General features: G+C 60.8%; 12 protein-coding genes and 1 pseudogene. 4 read left to right on the forward strand and 9 right to left on the reverse strand.

From position 1 onward, the window contains the following. Positions 1-566: 566 nt before the first annotated feature. From nhoA to ABLV54_RS17165, 4 genes are all read right to left on the reverse strand, one after another. Positions 567-1,412 carry an N-hydroxyarylamine O-acetyltransferase gene (nhoA, locus tag ABLV54_RS17150; protein WP_226564550.1) on the reverse strand — a complete coding sequence of 282 codons (846 nt, stop codon included), beginning with the start codon at positions 1,410-1,412 and terminating at the stop codon, positions 567-569. A 76-nt stretch (positions 1,413-1,488) separates the two neighbouring features. Beyond that, positions 1,489-3,144 (reverse strand): iron ABC transporter permease, encoded by a 1,656-nt coding sequence (locus ABLV54_RS17155; RefSeq protein WP_226566152.1) that lies wholly within the window; start codon positions 3,142-3,144, stop codon positions 1,489-1,491. A gap of 55 nt (positions 3,145-3,199) precedes the next feature. Then, a complete protein-coding gene (locus ABLV54_RS17160; RefSeq protein WP_348814200.1) occupies positions 3,200-4,168 on the reverse strand; it encodes an ABC transporter substrate-binding protein in 969 nt (322 codons plus the stop codon). Continuing rightward, positions 4,165-4,866 carry an ABC transporter ATP-binding protein gene (locus tag ABLV54_RS17165; protein WP_064154551.1) on the reverse strand — a complete coding sequence of 234 codons (702 nt, stop codon included), beginning with the start codon at positions 4,864-4,866 and terminating at the stop codon, positions 4,165-4,167. Before ABLV54_RS17165 ends, ABLV54_RS17160 begins: the two co-directional genes overlap by 4 nt. A gap of 214 nt (positions 4,867-5,080) precedes the next feature. Between ABLV54_RS17165 and ABLV54_RS17170 the strand changes: the two genes are divergently transcribed. Further along, complete coding sequence (locus ABLV54_RS17170) at positions 5,081-5,662, forward strand: flavin reductase family protein (protein WP_226563962.1); 582 nt, start codon at positions 5,081-5,083, stop codon at positions 5,660-5,662. Positions 5,663-5,807: 145 nt separating this feature from the next. Here ABLV54_RS17170 and ABLV54_RS17175 read toward each other — a convergent pair whose 3' ends face one another. Next, positions 5,808-6,632: a helix-turn-helix domain-containing protein gene (locus ABLV54_RS17175; protein ID WP_044523479.1), complete on the reverse strand. Its 825-nt coding sequence runs from the start codon at positions 6,630-6,632 to the stop codon at positions 5,808-5,810. Between the two features lie 203 nt (positions 6,633-6,835). Here ABLV54_RS17175 and ABLV54_RS17180 point away from each other — a divergent pair, with 203 nt between their 5' ends. From ABLV54_RS17180 to ABLV54_RS17190, 3 genes are read left to right on the forward strand one after another with little or no spacing between them, the layout of a single operon-like run. Further along, the gene (locus ABLV54_RS17180) at positions 6,836-8,407 is read left to right on the forward strand and encodes a sugar hydrolase (protein WP_226563964.1); all 1,572 of its coding nucleotides are present in this window, start codon (positions 6,836-6,838) and stop codon (positions 8,405-8,407) included. 26 nt (positions 8,408-8,433) lie between these two features. Further along, positions 8,434-9,816, forward strand: a complete 1,383-nt coding sequence (locus ABLV54_RS17185; protein WP_226563966.1) for a glycoside-pentoside-hexuronide (GPH):cation symporter — start codon at positions 8,434-8,436, stop codon at positions 9,814-9,816. Positions 9,817-9,859: 43 nt separating this feature from the next. After that, positions 9,860-11,464 (forward strand): carbohydrate porin, encoded by a 1,605-nt coding sequence (locus ABLV54_RS17190; protein ID WP_004101886.1) that lies wholly within the window; start codon positions 9,860-9,862, stop codon positions 11,462-11,464. A 60-nt stretch (positions 11,465-11,524) separates the two neighbouring features. Here the strand turns inward: ABLV54_RS17190 and ABLV54_RS17195 are convergent. The 4 genes and pseudogenes from ABLV54_RS17195 to ABLV54_RS17210 form a co-directional block, all read right to left on the reverse strand. Next, positions 11,525-11,701 (reverse strand): annotated as a pseudogene (locus ABLV54_RS17195) (transcriptional regulator); the annotation flags it as partial. Positions 11,702-11,881: 180 nt separating this feature from the next. Then, the gene (gene pptA, locus ABLV54_RS17200; protein WP_004891592.1) at positions 11,882-12,109 is read right to left on the reverse strand and encodes a tautomerase PptA; all 228 of its coding nucleotides are present in this window, start codon (positions 12,107-12,109) and stop codon (positions 11,882-11,884) included. Positions 12,110-12,179: 70 nt separating this feature from the next. Then, on the reverse strand, positions 12,180-12,797 hold the full coding sequence (locus ABLV54_RS17205; protein WP_023289870.1) for a glutathione S-transferase family protein: 618 nt from the start codon (positions 12,795-12,797) through the stop codon (positions 12,180-12,182). A 77-nt stretch (positions 12,798-12,874) separates the two neighbouring features. Beyond that, positions 12,875-13,726 (reverse strand): transporter substrate-binding domain-containing protein, encoded by an 852-nt coding sequence (locus ABLV54_RS17210; RefSeq protein WP_348814205.1) that lies wholly within the window; start codon positions 13,724-13,726, stop codon positions 12,875-12,877. Positions 13,727-13,751: the final 25 nt, after the last annotated feature.

Raw genomic sequence — 13,751 nt, forward strand, 5'->3', positions numbered from 1 at the left:
CGGCTGTCGCCTTACCCGGCCTGCAGGGCCCTCTCACAGGCTCATACCCCGTAGGCCCGCGCAAGCGCAGCGCCGCCGGGCAAGATATCAGGCACGGTACCTGTAATTTCGCCGGGTGGCGGCTGTCGCCTTACCCGGCCTGCAGGGCCCTCTCACAGGCTCATACCCCGTAGGCCCGCGCAAGCGCAGCGCCGCCGGGCAAGATATCAGGCACGGTACCTGTAATTTCGCCGGGCGGCGGCTGTCGCCTTACCCGGCCTGCAGGGCCCTCTCACAGGCTCAGACCCCGTAGGCCCGCGCAAGCGCAGCGCCGCCGGGCAAGATATCAGGCACGGTACCTGTAATTTCGCCGGGCGGCGGCTGTCGCCTTACCCGGCCTGCAGGGCCCTCTCACAGGCTCAGACCCCGTAGGCCCGCGCAAGCGCAGCGCCGCCGGGCAAGATATCAGGCACGGTACCTGTAATTTCGCCGGGCGGCGGCTGTCGCCTTACCCGGCCTGCAGGGCCCTCTCACAGGCTCATATCCCGTAGGACCGCGAAGCGCAGCGCCGCCGGGCATGAGGAGATTTACTTCCCGGCTTCCGGATGGGTATCGAACGCCGCCATTACCGCCGCCAGCGCCGCTTCACTAAAGCCATGTTTAGGATCGTCCACGCCCAACCCGAAGCGGGTTTGCAGCCCTTCGTACAGCGCGGAGACATCGGCAAAATCGACCTTCTCCACCACGTGGTTATTCTCCCAGTGGGTAAAGTGGAAATTGGTGAGGGTCATTTTGCCGCCGTCAGGCAGATGACGGCACATCAGCAGGTGGTGACGGAAGTGGGACTGCGGCCAGTGCGCCGACCAGAAGTTACCCATCACATAATCAGACGCATACTGGCGGCCTAAATCGAAATGGTACATCGACTGCCAGTGTTCGTGATGGTTGAACTGCAGCGTCCACTCATCACCTTCATGCACCAGACGATAGCTGCCGTGCGGCGTCTGCTGCGGGATATCGGCCAGCAGCTTGATCGGCGCGGTCAGCGTCTGGCCGCCGAAGCCAACGTCGGCTACCCAGCGCTCGCCCGCCACTTCCACCAGCAATAAACGGTGAGTGCGCGGCGGCATCTGCGGCGGATTGGCCAGCACCACCCGGCCAAGCAGGCTGCGAACGTTAAAGCCTATTTCGCGCAGCGCGCGCTCCAGCAGGCCATTTTGTTCAAAACAATACCCCCCGCGGCGGCCGGCGATCAGCTTCTCTTCCAGCGCCTGGTCATCAAGATGGATCTCGCGCGGCAGCAGGACGTCGAGGTTTTCAAAGGGGATGGCGCTGTTATGCTGCAGATGCAGTTGGCGCAAGGTATCAATGGAAACATCAGGCTCGCCCGTCCAGCCCAGACGGGAAAAATAGGCGCGTAAAAAGGGACTCATCAGGGTCTCCAGCTGTAGGTGTCCGACATTTATAGCCTATTTTTCCGCGCCGACCCTCTTTTTTGTGCGCTTGCCGTTAACCGCGCGTGCTGCGCTGCATCAGCGCCAGCGCCGTCAGCATCAGGACCAGACCGGTCAACAGCGTCAGGCTGGCCATCGCCATGCCCTGACCAACGGATCCCTGTTCAAACTGGCGCCAGATAAACACCGCCACGGTCTGCGTGCCGGCGGGGGACAGCAGCAGCGAGGTCACCAGCTCCCGGGACGCCACCGCGAACACCATCAGCATCGCCGCCAGCAGCGCCGGAAAGACCAGCGGCAGGACAATCAACCGCAGCGCCCGCAGCGGCGACGCGCCGTGCACCCGGGCGGCGGGCTCAAGGTTCGGGCCCAGCTGGCGCAGCGCGCTGCCGACATAGCGCACCGGCCAGGGCAGCAGCAGGCAGCAATAGGAGAGCAGCAGCATCCACAGCGTGTTGTAGGGCGAGCGCGGCCAGAAGGGCTGATTCCACAGCAGGATCAATCCCACCCCCACCACCACGCCGGGCAGCGCCGCCGGCATCAGCGACAGCGCATCCACCACCCCGCGCCCTTTGATCTTCTGCACCATTACCAGCCAGGCGGCCAGCAGCCCCAGCGCGCCGACGATCAGCGCCGAACCTAACGCCAGCGACAGGCTGACGCCGAGGGCCGACAGGGCGTCGCCCTGCTGGTCGAACAGCGCCGCGAAGTGACGCAGCGTGACATTCTCCAGGCTCACCCCGCCCGAGAGGGTGCCCATCAGGCTGGTGAGCATCATCGAGACGGCGGGGACCCCGACCGCCATGCCGCCGACGGTCGCCATCACCAGCAGCGCGGGCAGCGTCATCCAGCCCAGCGACGCTCCGCGGTTTTCTCCCGGTTTACCGGTGACGCTGGTGACCTCCTTCTCACCCACCAGCCGCGTTTGCAGCCACCAGGCGAACAACGCCACCGCCATCAGCAGCAGCGACAGCAGCGCAGCGCCGGTGAGATCCACCGGCCAGTCGGCCAGCTTTTTCTCAATGCCCACCGTCAGCATCACTACTCCCGCCCGACTGCCCAGCGCCGCCGGGACGCCAAACTCCTCGATGGCGAGAGTAAACGCCAGCAGCATCCCCGCCGCCAGCGCCGGGGAGAGCATCGGCAGCGTCACGTGCCAGAAGGCGCGCCAGGCGCTGGCGCCATGGACCCGGGCGACCATCGCCAGCCGTTGCCCGCTCGCCAGCAGGCTGCGGGAGACGGCAAAGTAAACCACCGGAAAAATGTTAAAGGTCATCACCAGCACGATCCCGCTGCGGCTGAACAGCAGGTCGTTTAGCTGCCAGCCGGTCAGCTGCTGCAGATAGCCCTGGCTTTGCAGAGCCAGCATCCACGAGAGCGCCGAGATATAGGGCGGCGTCAGAAAGGGGATCAAAAACAGCAGGTCCCACAGCCGGGGTAGCGGCAACGAAAACATACCGCGCAGAATACCGAGCGGCAGGCCGATCATCACGCTGGCCAGCGCCACGCCGCCGGCAATCCACAGCGTACCGCCGAGCATCGACGGCAGCTGGGGGTCGGCCAGCAGCGGCGCGACGCCGCCAAAGGCGTCATGGAGCGAACCGGCGCTAAAATGGGGAAAAATCGCCTGCAGCAGAATAAACAACAGCGGTAACGCGACCAGCAGCGTCAGGGCGGCAAGCGTCACGCCGGAAAGGAATTTTTGTTTCACAGCGGTTCCTGAAACGAAGCGTTCTCCGGCGGCCAGCGCCGGAGAACCGTGTCAATTAGTGGGCATACAGCTGACTGAAGCGGCTGAGGACGGCGCTACGCTCGCTACACCCCTCGCCGCTGGTGGGCAAGACCTTCAGCGCGTCCAGCAGCGGGCGTTTGGCGGCCACATCGCGGCGAGCGGGCATCAGCCAGGCGTCGGCGACCCGCGCCTGACCTTCCGGCGACAGCACGTAATCGATAAAGGCTTTGGCCTCATCGGCATGCTGGCTGGTTTTGAGGATCATCATCGGGCGCGGGGCGATCACCGTCCCGCTGGCCGGGAAAATCACCTTCAGCGACTCGCCCTGCTGAATATTGCCGTAGGAGACATAATCCACCGCGCCAAACACCGCCGCTTTCGCCCCCTGCATCACCGGCGTCACCGCCTGGGCGTTGGGGCCGCTGACCACCATGCCATTCTTTTTCAGATCGTCAAACAGCTGCCAGGCCTGGTCGCCCATGCTGTTTTGCAGGCCAATCAACAGATCCAGCGACGCGCCGGAGAGCGACGGGTCGGGCGTGGTCACCTTGTCTTTAAACGCCGGCTGGGTGAGGTCGCGCCACTCTTTCGGCTCCGGAGTGCCGCTTTTGCTGTTCCAGACGATGCCAAGCGCCGAGACCCCTTGGGCGATATAGTCCGCCGATTTCAGATTAGCCGGTACCTTGTCGGCGTTGGCGCTGTGAAAAGGCAGCAACCAGCCCCGGTTGTGCAGATCCTCCGCGGTATCCCATGAAGCGGAGATCAGCACATCCGCCTGCGGGTTGGCCTGCTCGGCCTCCAGACGGGCCATCACTTTGCCGGTGGTGGCCTGGAAAACGGTCACCTTCACCCCGGTCTGTTGTTCAAAACCACTGGCCAGGTTTTTCGCCAGCGAGCCGGGGCCGGCGGTGTAAACGGTCAGCGCATGGGCGCTGGAGAGCATCATGGCGGAGAGAGCCATCGCGAGTACCACTCCTTTCTTAACGGTCATAACGGTGTTCATGCAACTTCCCCTGAGGTTGGCGTAACGGCGCGGACAGCGGCCACGCGGCCCGCGGATAAATGGACGATCCGGTCGGCTAACAGGTCGGCTTCACGGCGGTCGTGGGTGACATACACGGCGGTGGTGCCGAGCTGTCGCAGCAGACGGCTCATTTCGCCACACAACGATTCGCGCAGTTCGCTGTCCAGGTTGGAGAGCGGCTCATCAAACAGCAGCACCCGCGGCGCGGCGACGATCGCCCGCGCCAGCGCCACCCGCTGCTGCTGGCCGCCGGAAAGGCCTGAAGGTTTACGTTCCGCAAAGCCGTCGAGGCCCACCCGCGCCAGCGCCTCGCTCACCCGGCGCTCGCGTTCGGCGCGGGCAACGCCGCGCATGCGCAGCGGAAAGGCGACGTTCTGCGCCACGCTCATATGCGGCCAGAGGGCGTAATCCTGGAAAACCATGCCGATATCGCGCTGTTCCGGGGGCAATCCCCATCCTGCGCGGGCGACCAGCCGATCGCCAAAGCGGATTTCACCGCTGGCCGGCACGCTCAGCCCGGCCAGCAGGCGCAGCAAGGTGCTTTTGCCGCAGCCGGACGGGCCCAGCAGCGCCACAATGCTGCCGGGTTCGATATGCAGCGAGAAGCCATCGAGAATGGGGGTCTCTGCGAAGGCGAATGAGACCGCCTGCAGAGTGATAGGGGTCAGCGCGCGCATTGTCGCCCTCCCTTGCGGGAAAGCAACCCTTGCCCGGCGGTCGACATCCGACGGGGCACGCTCACCTGGGATAACATCAGGGGAGCCAACATATTGTGATCCTCTTTGGGACTTTGTGCTGGCGACTATAGTCAGACGAGATGACGTATTGATTACATTTTCATTGCGGCTTAACGTGTTACCTGCCAACCGACCCATTACTCAAGGAACGCCTATGAGCCGCTTTCGCCACGTGGAACTGCAGTATGCCAGCCGCCTGCTCAACCACGGCCCGACCATTTTGATCACCAGCTACGACGCGGCCTCCAACCGGCGCAACGTCATGGCCGCCGCCTGGTCGATGCCGGTGGAATTCGCCCCGCCGCGGGTGGCTATCGTGGTGGATAAAAGCACCTGGACGCGGGAAATCATCGAGCGCAACGGCACCTTCGGCATCGTGGTTCCCGGCGTGGCCGCCGCCAGCTGGACCTACGCGGTCGGCAGCGTCAGCGGCCGCGATGAAGACAAATTCAATGCTTACGGAATTCCGGTGGTGATCGGCCCGGAACTGGGACTGCCGCTGATCGAGGAGAAGTGTCTGGCATGGATGGAGTGCCGCCTGCTGCCGGCGACGGCGGCCCAGGAGCAGTACGATACGCTGTTTGGCGAAGTGGTTTCCGCCGCCGCCGATGAGCGTGCGTTTGTCACCGGACGCTGGCAGTTCGATGACGATAAGATCAATACCCTGCATCATCTGGGGACCGGCAATTTTGTCGCCAGCGGCCGCCACGTGCGGGCCAATACTCCGGAAGAGTAGCTCTCCTCGCCTCCGGGGCAATCCTTCACCACCCTGCGCGTCTCTCCCGGGGGCGGCGCGCAGCGCCTTGCCCGGGCTACCGGATCGCAGACCGCTGAGGACGCGTAGCCCGGACAGATGCGCAGCATCGCCTCCGGGGAGAGAACTAGCGCTGCAAACGCCGCCGGTCTTCGCTGGGCGTCAGGCCAAAAACCTTTTTATATAAAGTGGTAAAGTGATTACTGTTGGCAAAGCCGCATAGATAGGCCACTTCGGTAATCGTCATATCGGTCTCGCGTAATTTTACGCGCGCCGAAACTAATCGCAGACGCTTTAAATAATTATCCGGCGTCAATCCCGTCGCCTCTTTAATATGGCGAAATGCGGTCCGCGTAGTGAGATGGAATTTCTCCGCCAGCTGCTGCCAGTTATGCTCTTCAAAACAGTGCTCCTGTAACCAGGTCAGCAATTTATGCAGCTTATATTTGGTGGTGCTATATTCGGCTTCGGTTTCGGCATGCAGAATCGTCGTCACCAGCTGGAAAAACGCGGCTTCGCGCAGAGCAATATTTTGCTCCTGCCGCAGCTCGGCAGAAAATATCTTATCCACCAGTTCCTTGCAGATATGGCGGGTGTCCGGCGCCAGCCAACCGTAGCAGGACGCATTCTGCGCAGAGAAAGTCTGTAATAAGGTATCGAGAGGCTGTAAATAATGAAAGCCTACCAACGGATTAATCAGCACATTAATTAACTTAAGCGTCCCCAGCTCATCATAATAATGAACGTCGCCAGGCTGAACGTAAAAAACGTCGCCCTGTTGAATATATAGTGGCCTGCCATTAATAACGTGTAAACCGTGCCCTTCCTCAACGATCACCAGCTCAGCAAATTCATGACTATGTTCATGGCTATTATCTTCCGGATCGCTGGCATACATGCCCAGCTTATCCTGCGGATGGGTGAAATAATACTCAACGGTCAACATCATCATCTGTAAAGTCCAAAACGGCTTACGGCGCAGAGGCAAGATAATGCATTTTCCCGACCGCCACGAGCAAGATGTTTGGAAGTGTGATCGGCAACTCGCCCATCTCATTATCAGTGCCAATCTGGCAAATGCATTGGCATTGCCAGAGTGGTTGCCCCCGTGGCCGGCATCTTATGCTGCGGACAAATAAATACAGAGGACGCAGTATGTCACAGGCAATTCAGCATAATTCTCAGGTCTCGATGACCCGCCACCCGGATTTTCTACGCACCGCCGAGACGCTCCGGCCCGCGCTACGCCGGCAGGCGTACCCGCCGATCGCTGTGGTGGAAGCCCACGCCGACGCCACGGCGCTGTTTGGCTGGCGCGCTGAGCCGGTAAGTTCCCTGGCCGCGTTTTATCAGCGCGAGCTGAGCAGCGGCGATAGCGTCATTATTGATTTTGGCAGCCACTTTGTTGGCTACCTGCATTTTCTCTGTCAGAGCGTCGGGAGCCCGCCGGACGCTCCGGCCCATCTGCAGTTCACCTTCGGCGAAACGCTGAGCGAAGTGTGTGAGCCGTTCAGCGATTACCAGGGCTGGCTAAGCAGCAGCTGGCTGCAGCAGCAGGATCTGTGGCTTGATGTTCTGCCCGCCGAAGTTGATCTGCCGCGCCGCTACTGCTTCCGCTATCTGAAGGTGGAGGTCAAAGCCGTGTCGCGCAAGTTTCGTCTGCAGTTCAACCAGATTCAGGTGAATGCCGTTACCTCCGCCAGCGGCGCATGCCCGGCAGCGACAACCGCCGACCCGCAGCTCAAGGCCATCGACAGCGTTGCCGTTCTGACCCTGCAAAACTGCATGCAGGAGGTGTTTGAGGATGGCCCCAAACGCGACCGCCGCCTGTGGCTCGGCGATTTACGTTTGCAGGCGCTGGTGAACGATGTGACCTTCACCCGTCACGATTTAGTACGCCGCTGCCTGTACCTTTTCGCCGGGCATACTCGTGAGGACGGTATGGTATCGGCCAACGTGTTCGTGCAGCCGGATATCATTGCTGACGATACCTTTCTTTTTGATTATTCTCTGTTTTTTGTTGACGTTCTCTACAACTATCTGCAAAGCGCGGAGGATATTGCTACGGCCCGCGAGCTGTGGCCCACGGCCCGTCGTCAGATTGAACTGGCGCTGAAACGCTGCGACGCCTCCGGGGTTGTGCGCGATAGCGACGACTGGTGGGTGTTTATCGACTGGCAGGCTTCGCTGAATAAACAGGCTGCAGCGCAGGGCGTGCTGATTTACTGCCTGCAGCGCGCCGTCTGGCTGGCGGAGCGTTTCGAACCTGAGCTGGCCGTCCGCTATCGCCAGCGTTTACAGCAGCTTAAAGCTGCGGCCCTCGATGTCTTATGGGACGAGCAGCAAGGCTTCTACATCAGCGGCGAGCAGCGGCAGGTCTCATGGGCATCGCAAATCTGGCTGGTACTGGCGGAAGTCGGTACTCCCCAGCAGCGCCGGGAGATCATGCATAATCTGGAGCAAAATCCCCCCGCGATCGCCATGAACACGCCATACCTGCGTCACCACTATATTGCCGCTCTTCTGCAGTGCGGGCTGCGCGACGACGCTATTGCGCAGATCAAAGCCTACTGGGGAGCAATGGTCGACTACGGCGCCGATACCTTCTGGGAAATCTTCGACCCGGCGCATCCTGATTTTTCCCCTTATGGCAGCAAGCTGATAAACAGTTATTGCCATGCGTGGAGCTGCACCCCGGCCTGGTTTATTCGCCAGTACGGACTTTAACAACAACGATAAGCGAGTTTACTTTTATGGCAGAAACAACCTTTACCCTTTGGCGGCAGCGCCTTGGCTATGGCATCGCCGACCTCTCCTGCAACCTTGTGTGGCAGATGATCTCTCTTTATCTGATGTTCTTTTACACCGACGTGATGGGCCTGCCCGCTTATTACGTAGGCCTGATGTTCCTCGTGACGCGCCTGGTGGACGGCGTTGCCGACGTGCTAATGGGGCTGGTTATCGACAATACCGCCACCCGCTGGGGGCGCTGCCGTCCGTATCTGCTGACTGGCGCGATCCCCTTCGGACTGCTGTGTATTCTGGCCTTTTACGTGCCTGATTTTGGCACCACCGGTAAGCTGATCTACGCTTTTGTCACCTATCTGTGCCTGTCGTTTCTCTATACCCTCGTTAATATTCCATTCTGCGCCATGCTGCCGTTTCTGACGAACGACTCGCGGGAGCGCACGACGCTGTCGGCGGTACGTATTCTGCTCGGCTCGCTCGGCGCGACTATTGTCGCGGTCGCCACGCTGCCGCTGGTTGGCGCGCTGGGGAAAGGCAATCAGGAGCACGGCTTCTTCTATACTGCGGTGGTTTTCGGCGTTATTGCCACCTTTTTTCTGCTGGTGAGCTTCCGGAACGTTAAGGAAAATATCAGCATTACTCAGGAGCGCATGACCTTAAAACGCGCCTGGGTCAGCCTGCGCGCCAACCAACCGTGGATCGTCTTCGCCATCAATATTTTCCTGATGTGGGGCGCGTTTTTCTTCCAGACCGGGGCGCTGGTCTACTTCTTCCATTATTACGTCGGTAATAACGATCTCACGGCGATCGTCGCCGGGATCTCCACCTTCGTTCCTCTGCTGGGTACCCTCACCGTTCCGCTGCTCGCCAGTCGGATGAAAAAGCGCCACGTCTATCTGGTCGCCAGCGCGATCAACCTGGTCGGCATGGGTATGATGATGGCGGCAGGCGTTAACAGCTGGGGTCTGGTTGCCGGAGCGGTCGTACTCTCGCTTGGCGCCGGACAGCGCACGGCAATTTACTTCTCTATGCAAGCCGATCCGGTGGATTACGGAGTATGGAAAACCGGCATCAATACCGCCGGCATTTTAACCTCCATCAACGGCTTTCTTGGCAAGGTGGCGATGGCGGGCGCGGGAGCCATTACCGGGGTCCTGCTCTCATCCGGCGGTTATATCGCTAACCAGACGCAAAGCGACGGCGCGATGCTGGCGATAAAAGCCTGCTACCTCTATATCCCGGCGCTGCTGATTGTGGCTTCAATGCTGTGGATTGGTCGCTTCTACCGACTCGACGATCAGTACGAGCAGATCCGCGCCGACCTTGACGCTGGACGCCGTGCGCCGTCGAACCCATCGTCCGTTGCTGGAGAAAACCACGCCCTGTAAGGCGCAGCACCCCCTACATACCTCTGAAAAAATAAGGATTGATATGCGTATCTCTTTGATTAGCGCAGCGGTTTGCTGCGCCCTTTTTTCGGCTTACGGCGCGAGTGCGGCCCCGCTCACCGTCGAACAACGGCTAGCGCAGCTGGAGGCCCGGCTTAATCATGCGGAGCAGGAGGCCGGAGAGGCCAAACGTCGGGCGCAGCAGGCGGAGCTGCGCACCAGCGCCGCGGAACAACGCGCGGCGGCAGCGGAAAAGCAGGTGCAGACCCTCAGTCAGCGCACCGCAGCGACCGAGCAAAAGCAGCAGGCTGCTGACAAACAGCTGGCGAAAAGCAGCCTCAGCGATGGCTTCGAGTTCAACGCCTACGCGCGCTCCGGGATGCTGGTTGACAGCCATGGTAAAGGCGCGCGCGGCGGCCCGGGTGTCTCCCCGGCCAGTTCGCTCAACGGCGATGCCCACGTTGGCCGTCTCGGCAACGAGAAAGATAACTACGTGGAGCTCAGCTTCGGCAAAAAAATGACCTTCAGCGACGGGTCATGGGCGCACTTTAAAACCATGCTTGCCGACGGGGCAACCAACCCGGATCCATGGGTACAGGATAACGACAGCCACCACCTGAACGTGCGTCAGCTGTACGTCGAGATGGGCAATTTCGCCGATTTTTCCGGGCCGTTCAGGAGCGCGTCCATCTGGGCGGGCAAGCGTTTCGACCGCGATAATTTCGATATCCACTTTACCGATAGCGATATTATGTTCCTCGGCGGTACCGGCGGCGGGATCAATGACGTGAAGTGGGGTGATACGCTGCGCGGCGATTACTCGGTCTATGCGCGTAACTTCGGCGATCTGGGTAGCGATAACTACCAGGATAACGATATACAGAACCTGATGTTCACCGCCAACCACTTCTGGAACAACTGGCAGCTGATGACCACGGCGATGACCGCCCAGGGCAATGATGACCTGAAAGATAATACCTCGACCACCGGCAGTTACGCTCTGCGCAGCGATAATACGGCGAAAAACGGCTACTACGCGATGCTGGCGTATCACGACAAACAGCAATTCTATGGCCTCGCGCCGGGCGTATCGGAGAGCGCCCTGCAGTACGGCGGCGGGCTGGGCGCCGAGGCGCGCCAGCCCGGCAGCGATGGCGATCTTACCGAGAACGCAAAGTCCCTGCGTTTTGCGTCCTACGGCATTTTGCCGCTGGGGAAAAACTGGCAGCTTGCACCATCGGTTATCGCCCAGCATAGCGAAGATCGCTACCGCGATGGAGACCGCTACGATTGGGCAACCTTTAACCTGCGGGTTTCCCAGGGCATCACCCGCAACTTCGCCCTGCTATACGAGGCGTCCTGGCAATATATGGACCTGAATCCCAACGGCCGAACCTATCGCTACGACAGCGGCGTGCATCAATACCAGGCGGTGAGCGGCGATTTTTACAAGCTGACCTTCGCCCCGACGTTCAAAGTGGGCGATGTGTTTGATATCAAAGCGAGGCCGGAGATACGTTTCTTTGTCACGTGGATGAATTGGGATAAAGACCTGGATCGCTATGCGATCAACGATGATTTCGGCAGTAAAGGCTTTACCGCCGGAGGAAACTGGAACTTTGGCGTGCAGACGGAGATTTGGTTTTAATAAAGGAGCCCGTCCGGGGCAAACGCCTGGACGGGTTGATTTAAATACACGCTGTTACTTAACGCCAACGGCCGCTGCAAAGTCCTGCTGTTTTAAACCTGTGGCTTCACGTATCGCTTTCACGTCAATTTCGCTGAAGGTATGAACGTGCTGCTCCTTCGGCATTTGTTGACCTTTCTCGATCCTGACCATTTCTTCTGCACTCGCCAGCAGATCGGCAAACAATTCGTCTTTCATACCCACCTCGGTTGGCTCTCTGGCGCTTAGGATAGATGAACATGCTGTTTCTCTCAGTGCGTCGCCGGAGAAGCCCCTCCCCGGGGGCGGCGCAAAGCGCCTTGCCCGGGCTACGGAACTGCAGACCGCTGAGAACGCGTAGCCCGGACAGATGCGCAGCATCGCCTCCGGGGCGCCGGGTTACATGCTATAACCCGGCTTCTTAATCAACTGCGCCATCTGCGGGGCGATCTCACTGTCCCACACCGCCTGCCACGCGTCCGGCTCAACCTGAGTGAGCGCGACGCTGACCGCGCCTTCTTTACTGTTCAGATGGCGGATCAGCACCTCGGTAATGTCGGCGGCCAGCGCGGTTTTTTGTTCGTCAGTCAGTTCACGGGGAAAGCATTTAATATCAACATGCGGCATAGCAAAGACTCCTTGTGGTGAAGGCCATAACGCTACCACAGAATGGCGGTTGCTGTTGGCATCGCGTGCGTTAAATCAGCTTGTTACGTCGTAGCGCCGCGGCCAGCTCCGGTCGCTGATAGACCGCCAGGGCGACGGCGGCAAATTTGGGCGTATGGGCGTTAAACCACGCCTGCCTGGGCCCCCAGCTATACATCGCCGCGATATAGCAGTCCAGGAGGGTAACCGACGCGCCCAGCGCCCATGGCCCGGCGACCAGCTGCTGTTCGAACCAGAGATAAAGGTTGTTCCGGTACTGGCGACAATTTTCCACCAGCTGCTCCGCCGCGGCGGGCGCCCAGCGTTCCGGGTAGTCGGCATAGGTAAAGGTGGGATAGACATTCGCCACCAGCCAGATCAGCAGACGCTGAAACTGCTGACGCTGCGGCGTCCCCGGCGCGGGGGCCAGATCGGGGCGTTGGTCGAGGATCATCAGCGCGATGGCGGCGGTTTCGGTCATGATGCTGCCGTCGGCCAGCCTGAGGGTGGGCACCTGGCACAGCGGGTTAATCTGCCGCAGGCGCTCGCGCGCCGGGCCGGGCTGGTCAAAGCCCTCGACGTCAACCACCTCGTAGGGAATATCGGCCAGGGAGAGCATCAGCTCGCTAATCGTCGAGCCCCATCCCGGCACGCCATATACGGTAATCATGGTCTGCCTCCAGGGTAAAGCCTAAGTGTAGGCAGAAAATTGCCGCTCACCCACCCGGCATACCCTGGCCCTGGCGGTTAGTAGGTGATCCCCGGCGGGTTGACTACCGACTGCGCCACCGCTTCGCCCTGCTCTCCCCAGCGCGCCAGCACCTGTTGATATTCACCGCGGGCGATCGCCCCGTCGAGGGCGGCCTGCAGGGCAAAGACCAGACCGTTGCCTTTTTTAGTGGTCGTCGCCACCCACGCTTTTTTCGGCCCCAGGCCTACCACCCGGGTCTGGCCGTTAAGGGCCGCTTTATAGGCGGCCACCGACTGCGGACCGAAAAAAATATCCGCCCGCCCGGACTGGATATAGAGGTTGCCGGAGGCATCATCGGTCAGGTAGACCGGCTGGGCCGGCGGCCGCCCGGCGGCCCGGTTGTCCTCATTCCAGCCCAGCAGGATCCGCTCCTGATTGGTGCCGGACCCAACGATCACTTTGCGCCCGGCAAGGTCCGCAGGTCCATGCACCGCGGCGATGTCGCTGGTGGATTTCACCGAGAAGGCCAGAGAGTCCACCCGATAGGTGGCGAAATCGAACTTCTCTTTGCGCTTCTCGGTTACCGCGATATTAATCAGCGCCACGTCATAGCGGCCGGCGGCGATGCCCAGCGGCCAGTCCTCCCACGCGGTGGGCACCAGCCTGAGCTTCAGGCCAAGGCTCCCTGCCAGCAGGCGGGCTATATCCGGGTCGCTGCCGATCCGCGTGCGGTTGTCGCTGGCCAGCAGCGCCAGCGGTGGCGAATTGAGCACCGAGATCGCCACCGTCAGCGTCCCCGGCTCCACGAAACGGTAGCCCGGCGGAATTTTCGCTATCGCCTGCGGGTCGCGGGTGACCGGCAATGGCTGCTCATTGGCGCGCAGATCCAGCGCCGCGTGAGCGTCCAGCGCCAGGGCGCTGAATACAAGGGTC

The sequence above is a fragment of the Klebsiella sp. JB_Kp042 genome, assembly GCF_040065275.1.
In the GTDB taxonomy this organism is placed as follows: Bacteria; Pseudomonadota; Gammaproteobacteria; order Enterobacterales; family Enterobacteriaceae; genus Klebsiella; species Klebsiella quasipneumoniae.

Coding starts and splice junctions, on each gene's coding strand:
- ABLV54_RS17165 (WP_064154551.1), bottom strand. CDS start 4,866: ATGCGCGCGCTGACCCCTATCACTCTGCAGGCGGTCTCATTCGCCTTC.
- ABLV54_RS17190 (WP_004101886.1), top strand. CDS start 9,860: ATGCGTATCTCTTTGATTAGCGCAGCGGTTTGCTGCGCCCTTTTTTCG.
- nhoA (WP_226564550.1), bottom strand. CDS start 1,412: ATGAGTCCCTTTTTACGCGCCTATTTTTCCCGTCTGGGCTGGACGGGC.
- ABLV54_RS17160 (WP_348814200.1), bottom strand. CDS start 4,168: ATGAACACCGTTATGACCGTTAAGAAAGGAGTGGTACTCGCGATGGCT.
- ABLV54_RS17170 (WP_226563962.1), top strand. CDS start 5,081: ATGAGCCGCTTTCGCCACGTGGAACTGCAGTATGCCAGCCGCCTGCTC.
- ABLV54_RS17175 (WP_044523479.1), bottom strand. CDS start 6,632: ATGATGATGTTGACCGTTGAGTATTATTTCACCCATCCGCAGGATAAG.
- pptA (WP_004891592.1), bottom strand. CDS start 12,109: ATGCCGCATGTTGATATTAAATGCTTTCCCCGTGAACTGACTGACGAA.
- ABLV54_RS17180 (WP_226563964.1), top strand. CDS start 6,836: ATGTCACAGGCAATTCAGCATAATTCTCAGGTCTCGATGACCCGCCAC.
- ABLV54_RS17185 (WP_226563966.1), top strand. CDS start 8,434: ATGGCAGAAACAACCTTTACCCTTTGGCGGCAGCGCCTTGGCTATGGC.
- ABLV54_RS17205 (WP_023289870.1), bottom strand. CDS start 12,797: ATGATTACCGTATATGGCGTGCCGGGATGGGGCTCGACGATTAGCGAG.